The sequence below is a fragment of the Bacillus jepli genome (assembly GCF_047238305.1).
Lineage (GTDB): Bacteria > Bacillota > Bacilli > Bacillales > Bacillaceae_L > Ferdinandcohnia.
Map to the genome: position 1 here is coordinate 4124354 of NZ_JBDFMO010000001.1, position 18886 is coordinate 4143239.

Below are 18886 nucleotides of genomic sequence, written 5' to 3' on the forward strand. Positions count from 1 at the left end.
TACCACTCATTAATTTGGGTGGTTTTTTTATGCAAAATTAAGTCGGTTACCAAATATAGGTAACCGACTCCAATACATATTAATAATAGAACCCAGGATATCCAAATCCATACCCATAAGGATATCCAAATCCTCCATATCCTCCATATCCACCATATCCCCAAGGGCCAAGTAAGGAACCAGCTGCTAATCCCCCTAATCCCCCTAATAACGCGCCACCTAAAAACGGTCCACCAAATCCCCAACCAAACGGTCTTCCGAATCCAAAGCCAAACGGTCTTCCAAAACCAAATGGTCTTCCGAATCCAAATGGTCTTCCAAAAATCCTACTATCATTTGAATCAATCATTGGAACCTGCGGATTTCCTACATAATGCTGATCATACACATTCATACTAAGTTATCCCTCCTCATATTTTCAATTACAATATATTCCGCGAATGTAATAATTCTTGGGCAATTATCTAAAATGGGCTTCATTTGTAATAACTTTTTAGGGCAGATGAAGGAAATCTACGACCATTGTTACTCTTAAATTCAAAAATCATATTGAACGAATGATACCAATGAATTTCTTAGATGAAATTGTGGGTCTTGGTTAATTTCGTTCAGCTTTTGTAAAAATTCGATCGAATTTGGAACATAAGGACCTTTATTAAACATCATACAATCTGCTCTTAACCCTGCATGTGCATCTGTTAATTCAGGGATTGAAGGGATATTCTTTTTATTCATATTTTCTAAGACTCCAGTGGCCCAAATAACAGGAGTATGGGCAGCTTGGCAAATCTCTAGAATTCCTTCTTGAGCACTTAAAAACTGCTCCAATCCAATTTCGATTACTAAATCCCCTCTAGCAATCATGACTCCAAACAAACCGTAATTTAATCCTTCAAAGATTATTTTGGATAATGAGATTACGGCATTTTTCGTTTCTATTTTTGCAATAATACCTTTTTTTTCATCAGTCAACATGTCTAACTGATGCTTTACAATTTGGATATCTTTTGGATGATTAATATAGGAAATTCCAACTAAATCAATGTCTTTATACATGGATTTCAAAATCGTTAAGTCTGATTCAGAAACGGCCGGTACATTTAAATGGACAAGGGAGTCAGGAAAGTTAATGCCATTTTCGGGATAGATTGTTTCTTCTTTTTTTCTTGTCAAAAGGATTTTAGCCTCGATATACTCCTCTGTACTCGATAAAACCTTTGCAACTATTTTCCCATCATCGATATACACTCTGTCACCGATCCGCACATTTCGTAAAGCTTTCGGTAATGTAACTCCAACCGATGCTGGCTCATTACCCGTTTTAGGAATTCCAATATATTTATCATTTTTATAAATTCGTAAAATATCATTTTTCTTTATTTTTATAAGGCCATCTTTATTTTTACTAGGTATAATTGGCCCAATTCGAATTTTAGGTCCTGGAAGATCTATGAAAATTTTACATTTTGCATTATTCTTTTTTTCTGCCATTTTTAATGTTTGAATGATCTCTTTCCATACAGTCAAATTATCATGTGCACAGTTTATTCTAGCTATTGTCATTCCGGCTTGCAGCAAATCGTTAAAAACTTCAGGGGTATTAAGCATTTTACGGTCAAGAGTAACCATAATATGTTTTTGATTGATTGTTTTTCCAAACAAGTTATCTTTACGCTCTTCTTTCAATGAATTCGCAGTGTTTACTTCAATATACTCCTTTTTTAAATAAGGGATAGAATCTTCCTTAGAAAGGTGTTGGATGATTTTATTTAAGGTGTCCATGATATGGGGGCTACTGTATGAAAGTGGCAAAAATCCTTTTTCAAGTAAAATATTGTTTAAATTGGGATGAGCCATTCTGTGTACAGCCAAAAAGTCCCGTAAATTCATTTTACTAAGGGTTGTGGAATCAATGACTTTGTTTTCGGTGTGTTTTACAATGGTTGTTTGAGCATCATCCCTTAGTTTTATCAAATATTCTTTTAGTTCAACCTGATCCATTTCCACCACATTCCTTTCAAGGATTTCAGAAAATACATTTATTATGTAGGGATTTTATCTATATAAATAGACTATAGTCAAAGGGATGTACCAAAACTTTGGGGTTACTTTTTTACATTATTCATTTATATTCAAACTTGCTAATATGTTGAAAAGATAAAAAAGCTCCACCCCCTTAAAAAATAAGGAAGGTGGAGCTTTTAAATGATGATTCCGATTGGGTTCGAACCAACGACCTCTACCCTGTCAAGGTAGCGCTCTCCCAGCTGAGCTACGGAATCAAAGTATTAGAATAATATATAATATACATGTGTAGTGAAGGTTTGTCAATTAGAATCTATCAATTCTCTATTTAACACTTAAAAATTATTAACAAGATAAAAAACGTATAAAAGCGTTTTAATTGACATAATGTCATTTTATAGGTATATTTATAATACTGAGGCAAAATATAACTTAATATTCGCTGAATTCCCATTTTTTAGGGAAACGGGGGAACCAAAACGTGCAAATTAAATGCACTCGGGGTGAATCCTTATTAATTAAGGTAGGACTATACTCTTCATCCGAATCCGACAGCTAACCTCGTAAGCATCTGGAGAGAGCATTGTTGTGTAAATCAACTTTAAGGCCGCGAGCCATACTCTCGTGGCCTTTTGTGTCTCCAAAAATATACTTTTCATCGCAATTCACCATTTCCTTTGCTTCTAACACACACATTCAACTACATCTTTGAGGAGGTTTTTTATGTCATTAACTAAAAAAATTTTATTGGGTTTAGGATTAGGTGCTGTTGTTGGTCTTATTTTAAATGTAACATCACCCGCTGCTTTTGAATTTGCAAATACCTATATCTTTGTACCACTAGGTCAGATCTTCTTGAATTTGATTAAAATGCTAGTTGTTCCAATCGTCCTAGTATCTATTACTCTAGGAGTTACAGGACTTGGTGATCCTAAAAAGCTTGGGAGAATTGGAGCCAAAACCATTACTTATTTTTTAGCAACAACTACAATTGCCATTACAATCGCAATTGCACTTGCCTCGATTTTCAAACCAGGTGCTGGTGGAGGATTTAATACAGAAGGTGCAGCCTACGATGGTGCAACTGAAGCTCCTCCGGTTATGGAAACGTTAATAAATATTATTCCAACGAATCCCTTTACCTCAATGAATGATGGAAATATGCTTCAAATCATTGCTTTTGCTATTTTTATAGGTTTAGCTTTAACCGTTTTAGGTGAAAAAACAAAGGGAATTTTAAATCTGTTTGAACAAGCAAATGAAATCTTGATGTATCTTGTTAATCTTGTTATGAAGACGGCTCCATATGGAACGTTTGGATTAATTGCAACAGCAATTGGAGGCCAAGGATATGCTGCGATTAAAGCAATGCTCGCGTATTTCTTGATCGTACTTGCTGCCCTACTCATCCACGCTGTTGTCACATATGGTGGTACGATTGCATTAATTGCAAAACGAAATCCAATCGAGTTTTTTAAAGGATTTTTGCCTGCCATGACAGTTGCATTTAGTACATCAAGCAGTAGTGCTACACTTCCAGTTTCTATGGAGACTGCTCAAAAAAATCTAAAAGTACCTGAGTCTATCAGTAGCTTTGTTCAACCATTGGGCGCGACAATTAATATGGACGGAACAGCCATTATGCAAGGTGTTGCAACCATCTTCATTGCACAGGTCTATGGATTTGACCTTTCTTTATCGCAAATTTTAGTGGTAATCTTAACCGCTGTCCTTGCGAGTGTTGGTACAGCTGGTGTACCTGGCGTTGGTTTAATCATGCTTGCGATGGTACTAACTGCAGTTGGTTTACCACCAGAAGGTATTGGTTTAATTATCGGTATTGACCGCTTACTTGATATGACACGTACCGCTATCAATATCACGGGTGATGCGGCATGTGCGGTTTATGTAGCAGAATCTGAAAAGAAACACATGGATGAAGCAACTGCTTAATACAGTATAAAGCGACAGGGATTTTCCCTGTCGCTTTCCTTTTTAAAACGGTATAATTAAGGTGTAAATTGTTGATTTGGAGGATTTAAAATCATGGTTAATAAGGGCACTGTTAGGGAAATGACTATACATAGTAAGATTTTAAATGAAGAACTTGAGCTGATTGTTTATTTACCAGCATCCTACTCTCCCCTTTATAAATACAATATTCTTATCGCACAGGATGGACGAGATTATTTTAATCTTGGCAGGGTTGCACGGGTTGCTGATAAGCTGTTAGAAGGAAGAGAAATCAGCAATACTATTATTATTGGGGTTCCTTATAAAAGCGTTACAGACCGACGTAGGAAATACCATCCAGATGGTGAGCAGCACCATTTATATAAGCGCTTTTTAGGAGAGGAACTGGCGCCATTTCTTGATCAAGAGTTCCCAACATATCAAATGGGCCAAGGACGCGCCCTAATCGGGGATTCACTGGCAGCGACTATATCACTATTAACAGCACTCGAATACCCTCATACTTTTGGTAAAGTGATGTTGCAATCACCTCTTGTGAATGAACACGTCCTTCAGAAGGTTGAAAATTTTGAAGAACCACACCTCCTTGATTTATATCATGTGATAGGAACGGGTGAAACCGAAGTGAAAACAACAAAGGGGGATATTGAAGATTTTTTAACCCCAAATCGTGAGTTGCATGACCTCATTGTGAAAAAAGGATTCCCCTATTTTTATGAGGAATTCAACGGCAACCACACTTGGAAGTATTGGCAGCCTGATTTGCCAAGAGCCCTTTCCAAAATGTTAAAATAACCTAATTGGTATTCTATCATTTTCAGATATTTGATATAATTGTGTTATTATTTCTCGTAAAAACTATATTTGGTACTTCATGTTTTGATTTTCAATCCATAAGGAGGGCAATAAAAATGAAATATGGCATTGTTATCTTCCCGTCCAAAAAACTTCAAGACAAGGTTAACTCGTATCGTAAACGATATGATCCACATTATGCATTAATTCCACCACATCTTACGGTTAAAAATGCATTTGAAGCATCCGATGAAGAAATTCAGGATATTACAAAGGAATTAGAAGCTGTTTCTACACAGGTTGAACCATTTTCATTAAAGGTCTTAAAGGTTAGTTCCTTTTCCCCTGTAAATAATGTCATTTATTTGAAAGTAGATCCGAATGAAGAATTACAAAAACTACATAATGCCCTTCACTCTGGTTATTTTGCAGGAGAACCCGAGTATGCGTTTGTTCCCCATATTACGATTGGGCAAAAGTTATCGAGTGATGAGCATTCAGATGTGTATGGTCAATTACGCATGTTAAAAATGGACCACGAGGAGCAAATTGACCGCATCCATCTTCTTTATCAGCTAGAAAACGGTTCATGGACCGTTTATGAAACATTTCGTTTAGGAAAGGAAAATTAGACACAGCATGGAAGCACGAATCGTAACTAACAACAAAGAACAAGACGATGCCTTTACAATCCGAAAAGTGGTCTTCGTCGATGAACAAAATGTACCTCTTGAAGAAGAAATTGATCAATTTGAAGATGAAGCTACGCATATTGTCCTTTATGATCACAATGAACCTGTTGGAGCTGGGCGTTTCCGTGAGCTAGACGGATATGGAAAAGTAGAACGTATTTGTGTCCTTGCTTCACACCGTAAAAACGGGGCAGGGAATTTGATTATGAAAAAGATGGAGGACATTGCAAAAGAGCGAGGCATATCAAAATTAAAGCTCAATGCTCAAACTCACGCGGAAAACTTCTATAAGAAACTAGGATATGAAACTGTAACAGGTATCTTTATGGATGCTGGTATTCCGCATGTCACAATGATAAAAGCATTATAAATTTAGAAAGGATGTCTGCTATGAGGCATCCTTTTTTTGGATAATTATAGTGAAACCTGCTCATTCTACCATAGAGAGGTGAGCATGTTGGAATTTTTTAAAATCACTTTTGATTTAGTAATTGGGCTTTTAGGGTTACTGATCCTTACAAAAATATTAGGAAAAACACAAATAACCCAAATTACAGCTTTTGATTTTATTTCAGCACTTGTACTAGGTGAATTGGTTGGAAATGCTGTTTTCGACCAAAAGGTTGGGATCATTCAAATTCTTTTTGCAATCCTAATTTGGGGATGTTTAATTTATGTAATTGAAATGATTACCCAAAAGATTCGCCAGACAAGACCATTTCTTGAGGGAAAGCCTTCCATTATTATTCACAAAGGGAAAATTATTCGAGAGCATTTAAAGAAAAACAAGCTGGATATTAATCAATTACAGCATCTACTTCGTTCAAAGGGTGTTTTTTCAATTAGAGAGGCTGAGTATGCCATTTTAGAAACAGATGGCTCAATCAGTGTTCTAAAAAAGTCTCCATATGAACCACCCACCCGTCAAGATTATAAAATGGCCCAACAAAAGGTTCGACTCCCAATTACATTGGTAAGTGATGGCGTGTTAATTCAAGAAAATTTAAAGGAAAGTGGTTTTTCGGAAAGTTGGTTGCAATCGGAATTGAAAAGCCAAGGTGTAGCTACTTATAAGGATTTACTATACGCTGAATGGCGTGAAGAGGAAGGCTTGTACGTTCAAGAATTCTAGCCTTCCTTTATATGGACTCGTTAAAAAGTAAGCCTTTGCCGGTATATTGTGCACGGATGGTTTCAATATATTGGCTTTGTTTTTTCGTCATTGTTTTTCTGTCAACATGATTTAGATCGTATGAACGCTCATTTATATTCAAGATGAGCGGATTCACTTGATGAAGTTTCATTTGGTTTGTTTTATAGGTTGTGGTACGGTGTACATATTGAGTATATTGTTCATTGTTGATTGGTAAAATATAGCCCATTTTTTGCCCTCCTCCCTTTTTTATTACATATGTATCGTTTTGATGTTTTATTATAAAAATTCGAGACTAGCCTTGTGTTTATAGGGGTATATACAGAAAAGGTCTGGCCATTTCGCCAGACCCCTTTCCTTATTTTTTGTTAATCATTTTTGAAATGGTGTTAAAGTCCATTTTTTCTTTTCCATTTACGATGCTATTAACAATTTTGTCTTCAAGTTGTTGATTTACTGGTTTTTTTGCAATTTTAGAGACCTTTCTAATTACATTACGAACTGTATTCTCATCTTTAAAATTTGCATTTTGCAAAGAGTTTGCTAGCTTGAATACCTCCTGCATATCTACGCCTGTTTTCTTTTCAATATTCTTAAAAAAATTATTATCCATTTCGAAGCCTCCTTACATTGTGTTATATCGTATGACCCCCGCCTACAAGTGGTGCGCAGGTTGGGGAAAAAACTATCTTTTTTTTAAAATGTAGAAAGTACGAGCCGATTGACTCGTACTTCTACTTTTTGAATGCTGTGATTAGTTATAGAAAGAAGCACCTACAATAATTAATAGGATGAATAATACGACGATTAAAACAAAAGTTGATCCGCCGTAGAATCCGCCGTAACCATAGCCTCCATAGCCGTATCCACAACCACCGAATCCGTAGCCCATATTTTGCACCTCCTCATTAAAAGAGTACATTATAAACTATGTTTTACAGGTTAATTTTGTGAGGACAGGAGCACAGGGCAACTGCGGAAATTAAGAAAATAATTAATCCCCCATCTTTTTTTCTAACTCTCCTTGTTTCTTCGAAAACCATTGATCTAGTTTTTCCATTTTTGGTTCAAGTTCTTTTTCGAATCCCTGAGCCTGTGTATCCAACTGGTTTAATTCCCTTTCGTGTTCTAAAACCCTTCCATCAAGCTTTCCCATCATGGTTTCAAGTTCTTTCTCAAATCCGCCAGCCTGTTTATCCAGTTGCCCTAATCCTTTTTCATTTTCTGCAGCCCATTTATGCAACTTCCCTATTGCATCTTCATGGTCTTTAGAATAATCAGTCATAAAACGTTCAATTTCATTCTCAAATTTTCTACTCAGTTACCTACACCTCCAATTACTCTATTAAATGCTAAAAACAGGCTATTTGAGCCTGTTTTAAAAGAAAAGTTACTTGATTGAGTTTTGTGCATTGATATAGCCAGCACCGTACGTATTATAATCGACGCCCTTCCATTTATCTGCTCCTTTCAGCAAATCCTTTTTGATATCATCAGGAGTAATTTTTTTGTTCTGGTTCTTTTTATTTTCAATCATTAATGCTACAACACCGGCGCAGAATGGCGTAGCCATTGAAGTGCCAGATAAGGTGATATAATTCTCATCAACACGATTCGCTTTTTGGAACTTATCAAGATAGGAATTGGGAGAACGTAATGAGACGATATTTACACCTGGAGCGACAATATCCGGCTTTGGAACATTATAAATTGTCGGTCCCCTACTTGAAAATTCAGCAATCGTATCATCCAAGCGATCATCATTCGTATTTTTATCATCGAGAGCACCAACGGTAATGACTTTATTGCTTATACCTGGACTTGCAATCGTATTTGGTTCGTCACCTTCATTTCCTGCAGCGACACAAACGACAATCCCGCTGTCCCATGCTTTTTCAACGATTTGAACCATCGGGTCAGCATCTTCATTGCTTAATCGTTGAGCAGTTGCTCCAAGCGACATAGAAATAATATCAATCTTCGTTTTGATCGAATCCTGGTTGTTAAGAATACACCATTCTACACCTTTCATTACATTATCTAATGAACCTGAACCCAGTTTGTCTAATACTTTTACACCAACAACATTTGCGTTTGGTGCAGGAGCTTTATATTTCCCTTCAGAAGCCATACCATTCCCAGCTGCATCACCTGCACAATGAGTACCATGTCCATTATCATCATAAGGTTCGACATTCCCATTAACCAAATCTTCGAATCCTAAAATTCTTCCTTCTAAGTCTTGATGAGGATAAATGCCAGTATCAATAACCGCGATTGTTACACCTTCTCCTGTAAGCTCAGTCCCATTTCGAACAACTCGGTCGGCTCTGCCAGCTGGTGTCGCAACATTTAATAGAGCTTTTACTTCCGAATTCAAATAAACTCGTTTGACATTTATACATGTTTGTAAAAGTTCCTCTAAACCAGCTGCTGTAACAGTTGCTGAACAGCTTGGGATTGTTTTAAATTCATAGTTGAGTTTGCACCCATAATGACGATCCATCACTTTTTTTACATTGGTCCGAACTTCATTTTGATCTGTGTACTCGATAATCACCTGAAACTTCCTAGTTTTCTTTATTATTTTTTCGAGTGTTTTGTGCAAAAAACACGGTGTCCATTTAAATGGGCGATATAAATTCACTAAGTTTTTTCTGAGGTTTTTGTCCATCTTTGAACCATGAGTTCTAGTAAATTGAACCATTGAAAATCCAAACAACTCTCTCACCTCCTATTTTCTTTAGAATAAAATATGAAAGAGAAGAGAGAGTTGCGTCGGTGTTTGTCCGAGGGGAAGTGCCTTTTTTAATGACAAAAAAGGCTGTACGTGTGTAACAGCCTCATGAGTATTGTTCGATGTACGTTGAAAGGTTGATTTTTAAGGGGAATTGAATGGTGTTCACGCAATTAGTTTTGATTTTTTCTATCCAATGCATTTTTAATCAGAGTGTAGTTATTCTGTAACCTTACATTTTCCGGGGACATTTCTAGAGCTTTCTTTGATAAATCGAGCGATTTATCTAGCATTCCTAAATAATAACAGCTTAACGACCCTAAGTCATACAATGTATAATCCCAAGCAGCAGCTTCTGTTAAATACGTGGCTTTTTTAGTTGTAATCTTCAAGCCATTTTCTACCATTGCATACACGAGTGGCCAATTCTTTTCAGAATGAGCTAGCTTTGCCATCTCGACATATGGCTCTCTTAAATGTGGGGCTTCAGCAATCGCATTATAGAACCATGATTTTGCCACTAAAGTATTTCCCTTTTTCAAATGTCCTCTTGCTATAAATCTCATGGCTGCACTTCTTTGATCCTTCCAGGTGGCTTCTGGCTTGTTTAAGAAAATCTCAAGGGTCTTCATACTTTCATCCCATTTGTTATAGTACATATATTCCCGACCTAAATAAAACAAATTAACCAGATAATCTGGATCTTCTTTTACTGATAACTCTAGCAACGGGAGATACTGCCCTCTCGATTTTGTATTATCCGGAAAGTGATTTAGTTGAATACTTCTTTCCCACACAATCTTTTCTTCTCCAGGACCATGATAATATAATACTTCATGCACCGGATGTACCCATCTGTAACCATGTCTTCGGTGAATTTTCCCTCTCCAAAAGGTAGAACCCTTTGAGCCATCAGGATTGAATTTCCATGTATACATATAATTGATTTTCGTCGTATTCTCTGTCCACACATTTTCAATTTTCTCTCTCCAGCCTGGTTCGAAAACTTCATCTAAATCCGTACATACACAGACGTCTACATCCTCTGGTACAAAATTCAATGAAATATTCCGAGGGAGATCAAATCGCCAAGGGTCTATTTTAATTGAATACACCTTTGCCCCCCTCCCTTTAAGTTTTTCAACTGTTTGATCTGTTGAGCCTGTATCTGCTACAACAATGACATCTGCTTCCTGCATAGAATCCATCCATTTATCTACAAATTGCTCCTCATTTTTACAGATTGCATATACTGCCACTTTTAATTTCTTATTCATTGCCAAGACCTTCCTTTTTAGCAAGCTCAAATAGATTTTCTTTCCATTTCTCAAAGTCTTCATTCCATGCATGTTGGTTATAGTGGTAATCTGTGATTTTTCGTTTCAATTGTTCAGCTTCTTTGATCATCATATATGCCTCGAGATTTCTACCAAGCTGATGAAGAAACTTTGCTTTTTCAAACCGTATTTCCCGTCTGTAAGGTAAGTGAGGGATTGCTTGATTTAATTCAATTAACGCTAAATCATTTTTGTTTTGTGACTTATAAATAATGTATTTTAACTTATGGAGATACCCTTTATCACTATCCCCTAATTTTAATGCCTCATCAGTAGCCCAAATCGCTTTATCATATTTCCGTGCTCTCAAATATTCTCCTGCAAGAAAACTCCAGGATTTCCAAACATCCTTCCGTTCCTTAACGGACTGCTCTAAAAGTGGTAGATAACTCGATCTTGACTTATCTGTATCGGGTTTTTGGTACATCCAAAAGTCATTTAATCGTTTGATTTTTTCCTCCCCGTTATACTCCAATATTTCATGTACTGGAAGTTTCCATTGGTACCCTATTCGTTTGTGGATTCGTTCATGCCAATGTTGGCTTCTCCCACCTCCTGGCCAAAACGTACTAAATTTATGATAATATCTAGTAATACTAGGCTCATAGTTTTTGATGAGGTGTTCCTTCCACCCCTCCATTAAATACTCATCTATATCCAACCTAATGCAAATATCCATTTTAGGGCTAACTAGCGACATAGCCGTATTGCAAGCATCGTCAAATCTCCAAGGTGAAACACAAATTTCGTATACAGATATCGGGGCGTTCGGATTTTTTTTACGAAATTCATCGATTAACTCATTTGTTTTGTCGGTTGCACCTGTGTCACATAACACAATTTCATCTGCATCTTTCACAGATTCTAAATATCTCTTAATAAACTTTTCTTCATTCTTAAAAATTCCATAAACCGCAATTTTAGGACGGCTCACACTATTAGAATTAAGCGTCATATTCTTACTCCTTTGCAAATTTATTTCATAAGGGTTACCAACGCTTTAATGTTATTAAATTATTCAAAAATAGCCTTATCGTGCTAGACTTTGTACTCATTTTCACCTTATCATCCACACTTCAGATCATCCTGCCACATACATATAATATGACTCTATGAAAGGCGGATAGATAATGATTAGTTTACTTTTTATTACAAATGACCGTTCGCAACACATTGATAAATCACCCTATTATTTGTCTAAAGAGCTTGAAAAAATTACAAATTTGACAGTTTGGCACAAACCTGGAAATCTTCATGATATTCTTACACAGCTATCAACTCCTCCTGATTTCATTCTTTTATATGATCTTGATATTATGACTGCTCCTTTAATAAGTGGAATAAAGGACGTAACAATTCCCTTTGGTTTGATGGTTGAGGATCCGCATAAGAATACGGGGGGGCGTGGAAAATTTATAATGGATAATAATATTCAATATCTTTTTCCAGTAGTACGAGATTCTTTTGTACGAAAGTATCCTGCCTTAGAAGATAAAATGTATTGGTTCCCTCATCACGTCTATACAGATGTATTCAAAGACTATCAACTTCCAAAAACAATTGATTATTTATTAGTAGGAAAAATAGATCGATTGTACCCATTACGTCAAAAAATCCTTTCCACCATGCAAAATGAACCAGGATTCACGTATTATAAACATCCGGGATATAGGACATTTACACCTGCTGATGAAAAAAGAAGAGTAGTAGGAGAAAATTATGCAAGGATAATTAATCAAGCAAAAATATTTTTCACATGTGATTCCATTCTAAAATATCCCATTAAAAAGTATTTTGAGGTACCCGCATGTCGTACCCTCTTGATGGCACCGACCTCTAAAGAAATAGAAGATTTGGGATTTGTACCTGGTAAACATTTTGTCGATATTAACGAAGACAACTTTTTTGAAAAAGCAAAATACTACCTAACGCATGAGGAGGAACGACAAAAAATTACAGATGCTGGATATGAATTTATAAAAGAACATCATTCAACTAAAGCAAGGGCTGAGTTTTTAGTTAAAAAGATGGAAGAAATAATAGAAAAACAGAAATAATCTAAACAACCAATTTCCACAAAAGAAATTGGTTGTTTTTTAATTAATTGAGTTTCGTTTGAGCAGATCTGCTTTTATTTTTAATGCAACATCTAACGCTGCTTCTCCCTCCTCAAGGCTAACTTCTGGTCTTTTATTCTGCTGAATACATCCAACAAGATGTTCTAATTCATTCAATAAAGAATCTGTATTGGGAATCGCCACTTTATCTAAGAAAAGTTCTGTTGGATACTGTACCGGCTTATCAGATTTGTTCTTTAATACTAATTGTTGTCTAGAAATAAAGTCCGTCTTAATCATACGGTCTTTTTCTGTGATGACTAGTGTTCGTTCTTTTTCTTGTGAAATATCACTTGCCACTATAGATGCGACTATTCCATTTGCGAACGTTATCAGTGTAGTCACGTAGTCATATTTACCTTTCTCATGGAGGCATACTCCAGCGGAAGAAATATCTATAATGGGAGACCTTGCAAGGCTAAGAATAAGATCTATGTCATGAATCATCACATCTAAAATAACATCCACATCTTTAATCCTTCCAGAATTACCTATTCGTTTTGCTTCTATAAAGATGATGTCATCGGCTATTGCCAGTTCCTTTAATTGTCGAAAAACCGGGTTAAACCTCTCTACATGCCCCACCTGAAAAATAAGATTTTTTCCCTTTGTCATTTGTTTTAGTTTGCTAGTTTCATCGAGGGAAACAGCAATTGGCTTCTCCACTAATACATGCTTTTCATGCTGAATTGCTTCTTCTGCATAAGCAAAATGAAATTTGGTCGGTGCTGCAATTATTACAGCATCTACATTTTGAAGTAATGTTTGATAGGTTTCAAATGCTTCCACATTTACCTTATTTGCCATTAATTTTGCTTTTTTATGATCTGAATCATACACTCCAATAAAATCAACACCATCTAAGCTTTTTAATTTATTGCAGTGGAAGGAACCCATGTGTCCTACACCAACTACCCCTATTTTTACAATACTCATGATTGAACACCCTTAAATTCTTTTAATGCTGAGATAATATACTCTTGCTGTGATTCAGTCATCATCGGAAAAATCGGGAGAGCAAGAATCTCTTTGGCTACTCTTTCGCTAATTGGAAAATCCCCTTTTTGATAATTCAAGAAATGAAATGCTTGTTGTAAATGTAATGGAATTGGATAATAGATTGAAGAAGTGATACCTTTCTTTTCAAGGTATGTGATTAACTCATCTCGCTTTTCTGTTTGAATACAATATTGATGAAAAGTATGAGAGCGATCTAGAATAGTTGGAGGAGTCTTAAGCAAATTTGATAGTTCTGAAGTATAATTGTTAGCAATCTCTCTTCTATTATCTAGGAAAAATTCAAGCATTTTTAGCTTCTCAATCAATACAGCAGCCTGTATCTCATCTAACCGACTATTAACCCCAATATGAGAATGAACATAACGCTCAGTACTACCATGATTTCGTAAACAGCATAACCTTTCATATGCTTCCATATTATTCGTAACCACGATTCCTGCATCACCGAATGCACCAAGATTTTTAGATGGAAAAAATGAAAAACAGCCGATATCCCCAATTTGTCCAACCTTTTTTTCCTTATATACAGTTCCAATAGCTTGTGCTGCGTCTTCAATTATTTTTAATTGATGCTTATCAGCAATTTCTAAAATCTGATCCATCTCAGCCGCTTTTCCAAATAAATGGACCACCATGATGGCTTTTGTCTTCTCAGTAATTGCTGCCTCGATTTTTCTAGGATCAATATTGTACGTCTCTGGTTCAATATCAACAAATACAGGTGTAGCACCAACTCGTGCAATCATTTCCGCAGTAGCAAAAAAGGTAAATGGGGTGGTAATAACCTCATCTCCTTCTCCTATTTCCATTGCTTCTAATGCTAAAAGAAGAGCATCTGAGCCATTTGCTACCCCTGCCGAATACTTTGCATTAAGATATTCGGAAATCTGTTTTTCAAAATTCTTCCCTTTGTCTCCAAGTATATAAGAACCACTTTCTATTACCTCAAGTACAGATTTTTTGATCGTATTCCCCAATAATTTAAGTTCTTCCGTTAAATCAACCATTGGTATGTTCATTTATCGTTTCCTCCATTATGCCCCAACTCTAATTTAACAGCTGGAACACCAGCTACAATTAAACGATTTTGAATATCCTTTGTAACAACAGAACCAGCACCAACGATAGTCTGATTTCCAATTGTTACACCTGGTAACAGTGTTGCATTATTGCCAATTTTTGCACCTGCTTTAATATGTGGTCCTTTTAATGTGTAATCCTTTGCACCCATGTATTTATCATTCGACATTGAAACACAAGGACCAATAAACACATCATCCTCAATGACCGTATCTCCTGTAACATAAGCCAGTGTTTGAATCGTACAATTTTCGCCTATTTTGGTGTTCAATTCTACAATTGCAGCCCTTCCAATTACCGAACCACTTCCAACAGTTACATTTTCACGGATACTCGCATGATCACCGATGAAAACATGTTCATTTATTTCTGAGCATGTGTAGATGGAAACAAGATTTCCAATTCGAACATTCGAGTGAATGGTTAATGGTTGTGGGGTTTGCTCTGTTTTTCTCATCTTGGCATTTCCACCCGGCTGTATACCTAGTACACAATTTGCTCCGATTTTTACGTTTTCCCCTATGAAAGTGCCCTCTAAAATAACACTATTATGACCAATTGTTACATTTTCCCCAATTTTGACGCCCTCTTCAATAACGACATTTTTTCCGATAACGGCACTGTTCGGTATTAAACTTTCTTCAGTCAAAGTCATCCCTCTTTTCCTTTAACTTAATCACTTGTGTTCTCGCCAAGAGGTTCCGTATTGTGTTCCTTTTTATTCGTATGAAAATATACTAGAAAGGGTATGGACATTTGTTTGGCAATAAGAAAAATAGGCCGAAACTAATGTGTCCGACCTACATCAATATAAGACTTAATATAAGCTACTAGTTCTTGTGCACGAACGTCATTTGTATGGTGGTTGTGAATAAAACTATATCCATTCTCTGTTATTCGCTGTCTCTCTTCATCATTTTTAATATAATACAAAGCTTTTTCATGCACATTTACTTTGTTACAAGCCACAAAATTGACACCATCTTCAAATCCTAAATCCAAAATATCTGGAACAGGTTCTGCTAAAAGTAGAGTTTTGCATGCAGGTGCTTCAAAAAATTTAAGCACCGGATACTCCCGTCTAGAGCCACATGTAAAAAAGGTTTTGGAGCGATTTAACTCTTTCGCGTAATCCTTATTAATAAATGTACCCATCTCTTCTTTTCCATGTAGACCAGGATGTGGATGAAACACAAAACCCTCTTCTCCCCTCATTTTAACTAGAACTTCCTCTCGAAAAGGATATATACCTTTTCCTGTCTTTGAAAGATTAGGAGTTTTTCCTTCTGGATCATTTACTGCTCCCATTAACAAGTAATCTATTTCCTTATTTATATGCCAATCTTTAAAAACCTCTGGATTAATGGCAAATGGGAGCCATCTGAACTTCTCTTTATATTCTGGAAAAGTCCTTAAAAATGAAGCTTTTGTAACTGAGAAGATTAAATCCGTTTTGTTTTGATCAAAATACTTCCTTCTAATCGCTGTATTAAAGTGGGTATCTATCACAAAGCATCCTTTTGGAATATTAATCTGATCCAGGCCTGATATACTCGGAGACAGCACAGAACCCCATGCAATGTCATAATGTAAAATAAAATCAGGCTTAAAATTCAATTCATGGATGATGTCATAAATATCCCCATTATGATACCAGTATCGAACATCTGCAAACTTACCAATCGTTTGAATGGTATCGAAAAATACTTTATGGATCGGAAACTTGTGCCAAAACGGTCTTACTAAAATTAGTATTTTAAGTTTTTCCACTGATTTACACCTCTTATTTTTACGATACTTTTAGTTTATGTATTTTTTTCTATATCGGAATGAGACAAAAGTGGAAAGTGCTTAGGGCTGATGATGTCTTCCTACAACACTAATAAACATAAATACTCTTCCAATCCGATAATTGAAAAATTAGCAGATGGTAGAAATACATTGGATAAGAGAGAAATCGAAAAACTTTGGAATAGATATTTAGGGATAAGAAAGAGTTAAATTCCTAATCATAAAAAATAGAGCTGAAATCAGCTCTATTTTTTATTTGCAGAAAATTATGGTGTTGGTGGTGGTACCGGAATTGGAAATTTTGCTACATTTGATATTTCACAAAGACTTAAGATCCATACTTGACCTGGTGTACCAGAAGCATTATCCGTTACTCTAACAACACCATTACCAATATTAGGATTAATTGTTGAGGTTCGAATAAATACATTTTGTAAATTATTAAAACTAGTTGCATTGGTATCAATATCAAGGTTTCTGCCAGTAATACGAGATAAGAATCCACTCATCGATTCTTCACAGCAATCACAACCAGCAACTGGGTCTGGTAGGTCTAGGCTGTTTAATATATTAACAGTAGTCTCATCTTTGGCAGAGATTCCTACAACATTACATATAGGGAATGCAGAAGTACTTCCACCTTGTAAGGTTCCTACAACAATAAAGTCATTTTCGATTGATTGAATAGTGAAGTTAGTATCACCCTGACCTGGTCCACCTTGGTCGAGTGTTGCGATTTCAACTGTAACTTTTGGGGATCTATTTGCTAATGTTTGTAATACAGCTTTCATACCTTCTGTACAACAGTCGCATGAAGGACACTCACATTCTCCTGTTGGACCCGTAGGGCCTCGTTCACCTGTTGGTCCCGTTGGACCTGTTGGACCTGTTGCTCCCGTTGCTCCTGTTGCTCCGGTTGGACCCGTTGGACCTGTTGCTCCTGTTGCTCCCGTTGCTCCTGTTGGACCCGTTGGACCTGTTGCTCCTGTTGCTCCTGTCGGACCTGTTGGACCTGTTGGACCTGTTGCTCCTGTTGCTCCTGTTGCTCCTGTCGGACCTGTTGGACCCGTTGCTCCTGTTGCTCCGGTTGGACCTGTCGGACCCGTTGGACCCGTTGCTCCCGTTGCTCCCGTTGCTCCTGTTGGCCCTGTTGGACCTGTCGGACCCGTTGCTCCTGTTGCTCCTGTTGCTCCTGTTGGACCGGTTGGACCTGTTGGGCCTGTTGGACCTGTCGGACCCGTTGCTCCCGTTGCTCCTGTTGCTCCTGTCGCCCCTGTTGGACCCGTCGGACCTGTTGGACCTGTCGCTCCTGTTGCTCCTGTCGCTCCTGTCGCTCCTGTCGCACCTGTTGGACCTGTCGGACCTGTTGGACCCGTTGCTCCCGTTGCTCCCGTTGCTCCTGTTGCTCCTGTCGCCCCTGTTGGACCCGTCGGACCTGTTGGACCTGTCGCTCCTGTTGCTCCTGTTGCTCCTGTTGCTCCTGTCGCTCCTGTTGCGCCTGTCGCTCCTGTTGGACCCGTTGGACCTGTTGGACCGGTTGGACCTGTTGGACCTGTCGCTCCGGTTGCTCCTGTTGCGCCTGTCGCTCCGGTTGCTCCTGTTGCTCCTGTCGCTCCTGTCGCTCCTGTCGCTCCTGTTGGACCTGTCGGACCCGTTGCTCCTGTCGCTCCTGTCGCTCCTGTTGCTCCTGTTGCTCCTGTCGCTCCTGTTGGACCTGTCGGACCCGTTGCTCCTGTCGCTCCTGTCGCTCCTGTTGCTCCTGTTGCTCCTGTCGCTCCTGTTGCTCCCGTTGGACCGGTTGGACCGGTTGGACCCGTCGGACCCGTTGGACCTGTTGGACCTGTTGGGCCGGTTGGACCGGTTGGACCGGTTGGACCTGTTGCTCCTGTTGCTCCTGTTGCTCCTGTTGCTCCTGTTGCTCCTGTTGCTCCTGTTGCGCCAGTGGCTCCGGTTGGTCCGGTTGGTCCTGTTGCACCAGCTATTCCCGGCGGCCCGGTTGGACCTGTTGGACCACGTTTACCCCTTGGACCACTTATACAACATTTTGAACACATACAATCATCGTCATGATCATTATGAAATCTAATTCCTGACACGTTATTTTTCACCTCTTTCAAATGGTTTCTTTATACTCTATTGAAAAAGGTTCATGCATGTCTCGGCGT

General features: G+C 37.7%; 20 protein-coding genes, 1 tRNA gene and 1 riboswitch. Of the genes, 6 read left to right on the forward strand and 15 right to left on the reverse strand.

Annotation, left to right across the window (positions count from 1 at the left end; all coding sequences use genetic code 11):
* Positions 1 to 79: 79 nt before the first annotated feature.
* The 3 genes from ABC371_RS21020 to ABC371_RS21030 all read right to left on the reverse strand — a co-directional run bounded on the left by ABC371_RS21020 (position 80) and on the right by ABC371_RS21030 (position 2282).
* The gene (locus ABC371_RS21020; RefSeq protein ID WP_412898579.1) at positions 80 to 394 is read right to left on the reverse strand and encodes a hypothetical protein; all 315 of its coding nucleotides are present in this window, start codon (positions 392 to 394) and stop codon (positions 80 to 82) included.
* 143 nt (positions 395 to 537) lie between these two features.
* On the reverse strand, positions 538 to 2001 hold the full coding sequence (locus tag ABC371_RS21025) for a pyruvate kinase (RefSeq protein WP_412898580.1): 1464 nt from the start codon (positions 1999 to 2001) through the stop codon (positions 538 to 540).
* A 208-nt stretch (positions 2002 to 2209) separates the two neighbouring features.
* Positions 2210 to 2282: transfer RNA gene (locus tag ABC371_RS21030), tRNA-Val, on the reverse strand.
* 173 nt (positions 2283 to 2455) lie between these two features.
* Positions 2456 to 2611, forward strand: a riboswitch (cyclic di-AMP (ydaO/yuaA leader).
* Between the two features lie 137 nt (positions 2612 to 2748).
* On the opposite strand from ABC371_RS21030, the gene ABC371_RS21035 reads away from it, so the two are divergent.
* From ABC371_RS21035 to ABC371_RS21055, 5 genes are all read left to right on the forward strand, one after another.
* The gene (locus tag ABC371_RS21035) at positions 2749 to 3978 is read left to right on the forward strand and encodes a dicarboxylate/amino acid:cation symporter (RefSeq protein WP_412898581.1); all 1230 of its coding nucleotides are present in this window, start codon (positions 2749 to 2751) and stop codon (positions 3976 to 3978) included.
* A 93-nt stretch (positions 3979 to 4071) separates the two neighbouring features.
* Positions 4072 to 4794 (forward strand): alpha/beta hydrolase, encoded by a 723-nt coding sequence (locus ABC371_RS21040; protein WP_412898582.1) that lies wholly within the window; start codon positions 4072 to 4074, stop codon positions 4792 to 4794.
* A gap of 116 nt (positions 4795 to 4910) precedes the next feature.
* The gene (locus ABC371_RS21045; RefSeq protein ID WP_412898583.1) at positions 4911 to 5426 is read left to right on the forward strand and encodes a YjcG family protein; all 516 of its coding nucleotides are present in this window, start codon (positions 4911 to 4913) and stop codon (positions 5424 to 5426) included.
* 7 nt (positions 5427 to 5433) lie between these two features.
* On the forward strand, positions 5434 to 5856 hold the full coding sequence (locus ABC371_RS21050) for a GNAT family N-acetyltransferase (RefSeq protein WP_412898584.1): 423 nt from the start codon (positions 5434 to 5436) through the stop codon (positions 5854 to 5856).
* 84 nt (positions 5857 to 5940) lie between these two features.
* Positions 5941 to 6618, forward strand: coding sequence for a DUF421 domain-containing protein (locus ABC371_RS21055; RefSeq protein WP_412898585.1), 678 nt, complete (start codon positions 5941 to 5943; stop codon positions 6616 to 6618).
* A 7-nt stretch (positions 6619 to 6625) separates the two neighbouring features.
* On the opposite strand, the gene ABC371_RS21060 is transcribed toward ABC371_RS21055, so the two are convergent.
* The 7 genes from ABC371_RS21060 to ABC371_RS21090 all read right to left on the reverse strand — a co-directional run bounded on the left by ABC371_RS21060 (position 6626) and on the right by ABC371_RS21090 (position 11668).
* Entirely contained in the window at positions 6626 to 6868 is a 243-nt protein-coding gene (locus ABC371_RS21060; RefSeq protein ID WP_412898586.1) for a hypothetical protein, read from the reverse strand.
* A 129-nt stretch (positions 6869 to 6997) separates the two neighbouring features.
* A complete protein-coding gene (gene spoVIF, locus ABC371_RS21065) occupies positions 6998 to 7252 on the reverse strand; it encodes a sporulation-specific transcription regulator SpoVIF (RefSeq protein WP_116351067.1) in 255 nt (84 codons plus the stop codon).
* Positions 7253 to 7393: 141 nt separating this feature from the next.
* Positions 7394 to 7531: a YjcZ family sporulation protein gene (locus ABC371_RS21070; protein WP_026021714.1), complete on the reverse strand. Its 138-nt coding sequence runs from the start codon at positions 7529 to 7531 to the stop codon at positions 7394 to 7396.
* Between the two features lie 102 nt (positions 7532 to 7633).
* On the reverse strand, positions 7634 to 7960 hold the full coding sequence (locus ABC371_RS21075) for a hypothetical protein (protein ID WP_488192752.1): 327 nt from the start codon (positions 7958 to 7960) through the stop codon (positions 7634 to 7636).
* 69 nt (positions 7961 to 8029) lie between these two features.
* Positions 8030 to 9361, reverse strand: coding sequence for a S8 family peptidase (locus tag ABC371_RS21080; RefSeq protein WP_412898588.1), 1332 nt, complete (start codon positions 9359 to 9361; stop codon positions 8030 to 8032).
* A 188-nt stretch (positions 9362 to 9549) separates the two neighbouring features.
* A complete protein-coding gene (locus ABC371_RS21085; protein WP_412898589.1) occupies positions 9550 to 10653 on the reverse strand; it encodes a tetratricopeptide repeat-containing glycosyltransferase in 1104 nt (367 codons plus the stop codon).
* Positions 10646 to 11668: a glycosyltransferase gene (locus tag ABC371_RS21090; RefSeq protein ID WP_412898590.1), complete on the reverse strand. Its 1023-nt coding sequence runs from the start codon at positions 11666 to 11668 to the stop codon at positions 10646 to 10648. The genes ABC371_RS21085 and ABC371_RS21090 overlap by 8 nt, the downstream gene beginning before the upstream one ends.
* 175 nt (positions 11669 to 11843) lie before the next feature.
* On the opposite strand from ABC371_RS21090, the gene ABC371_RS21095 reads away from it, so the two are divergent.
* Entirely contained in the window at positions 11844 to 12770 is a 927-nt protein-coding gene (locus tag ABC371_RS21095; protein ID WP_412898591.1) for a glycosyltransferase, read from the forward strand.
* A 39-nt stretch (positions 12771 to 12809) separates the two neighbouring features.
* Here the strand turns inward: ABC371_RS21095 and ABC371_RS21100 are convergent, their stop codons facing one another.
* The 5 genes from ABC371_RS21100 to ABC371_RS21120 all read right to left on the reverse strand — a co-directional run bounded on the left by ABC371_RS21100 (position 12810) and on the right by ABC371_RS21120 (position 18817).
* Positions 12810 to 13766, reverse strand: coding sequence for a Gfo/Idh/MocA family oxidoreductase (locus tag ABC371_RS21100; protein WP_412898592.1), 957 nt, complete (start codon positions 13764 to 13766; stop codon positions 12810 to 12812).
* Positions 13763 to 14869: a DegT/DnrJ/EryC1/StrS family aminotransferase gene (locus tag ABC371_RS21105; RefSeq protein ID WP_412898593.1), complete on the reverse strand. Its 1107-nt coding sequence runs from the start codon at positions 14867 to 14869 to the stop codon at positions 13763 to 13765. Before ABC371_RS21105 ends, ABC371_RS21100 begins: the two co-directional genes overlap by 4 nt.
* Positions 14866 to 15585: an acyltransferase gene (locus ABC371_RS21110; protein ID WP_412898594.1), complete on the reverse strand. Its 720-nt coding sequence runs from the start codon at positions 15583 to 15585 to the stop codon at positions 14866 to 14868. The genes ABC371_RS21105 and ABC371_RS21110 overlap by 4 nt, the downstream gene beginning before the upstream one ends.
* A gap of 131 nt (positions 15586 to 15716) precedes the next feature.
* Positions 15717 to 16700: a glycosyltransferase family protein gene (locus ABC371_RS21115; protein ID WP_412898595.1), complete on the reverse strand. Its 984-nt coding sequence runs from the start codon at positions 16698 to 16700 to the stop codon at positions 15717 to 15719.
* A 287-nt stretch (positions 16701 to 16987) separates the two neighbouring features.
* Positions 16988 to 18817, reverse strand: coding sequence for a hypothetical protein (locus tag ABC371_RS21120; protein WP_412898596.1), 1830 nt, complete (start codon positions 18815 to 18817; stop codon positions 16988 to 16990).
* Positions 18818 to 18886: the final 69 nt, after the last annotated feature.

Coding starts and splice junctions, on each gene's coding strand:
- ABC371_RS21055 (WP_412898585.1), top strand. CDS start 5,941: ATGTTGGAATTTTTTAAAATCACTTTTGATTTAGTAATTGGGCTTTTA.
- ABC371_RS21105 (WP_412898593.1), bottom strand. CDS start 14,869: ATGAACATACCAATGGTTGATTTAACGGAAGAACTTAAATTATTGGGG.
- ABC371_RS21090 (WP_412898590.1), bottom strand. CDS start 11,668: ATGACGCTTAATTCTAATAGTGTGAGCCGTCCTAAAATTGCGGTTTAT.
- ABC371_RS21070 (WP_026021714.1), bottom strand. CDS start 7,531: ATGGGCTACGGATTCGGTGGTTGTGGATACGGCTATGGAGGCTATGGT.
- ABC371_RS21085 (WP_412898589.1), bottom strand. CDS start 10,653: ATGAATAAGAAATTAAAAGTGGCAGTATATGCAATCTGTAAAAATGAG.
- ABC371_RS21060 (WP_412898586.1), bottom strand. CDS start 6,868: ATGGGCTATATTTTACCAATCAACAATGAACAATATACTCAATATGTA.
- ABC371_RS21020 (WP_412898579.1), bottom strand. CDS start 394: ATGAATGTGTATGATCAGCATTATGTAGGAAATCCGCAGGTTCCAATG.
- ABC371_RS21035 (WP_412898581.1), top strand. CDS start 2,749: ATGTCATTAACTAAAAAAATTTTATTGGGTTTAGGATTAGGTGCTGTT.
- ABC371_RS21040 (WP_412898582.1), top strand. CDS start 4,072: ATGGTTAATAAGGGCACTGTTAGGGAAATGACTATACATAGTAAGATT.
- ABC371_RS21095 (WP_412898591.1), top strand. CDS start 11,844: ATGATTAGTTTACTTTTTATTACAAATGACCGTTCGCAACACATTGAT.
- ABC371_RS21050 (WP_412898584.1), top strand. CDS start 5,434: ATGGAAGCACGAATCGTAACTAACAACAAAGAACAAGACGATGCCTTT.
- ABC371_RS21025 (WP_412898580.1), bottom strand. CDS start 2,001: ATGGATCAGGTTGAACTAAAAGAATATTTGATAAAACTAAGGGATGAT.
- ABC371_RS21045 (WP_412898583.1), top strand. CDS start 4,911: ATGAAATATGGCATTGTTATCTTCCCGTCCAAAAAACTTCAAGACAAG.
- ABC371_RS21110 (WP_412898594.1), bottom strand. CDS start 15,585: ATGACTTTGACTGAAGAAAGTTTAATACCGAACAGTGCCGTTATCGGA.
- spoVIF (WP_116351067.1), bottom strand. CDS start 7,252: ATGGATAATAATTTTTTTAAGAATATTGAAAAGAAAACAGGCGTAGAT.
- ABC371_RS21100 (WP_412898592.1), bottom strand. CDS start 13,766: ATGAGTATTGTAAAAATAGGGGTAGTTGGTGTAGGACACATGGGTTCC.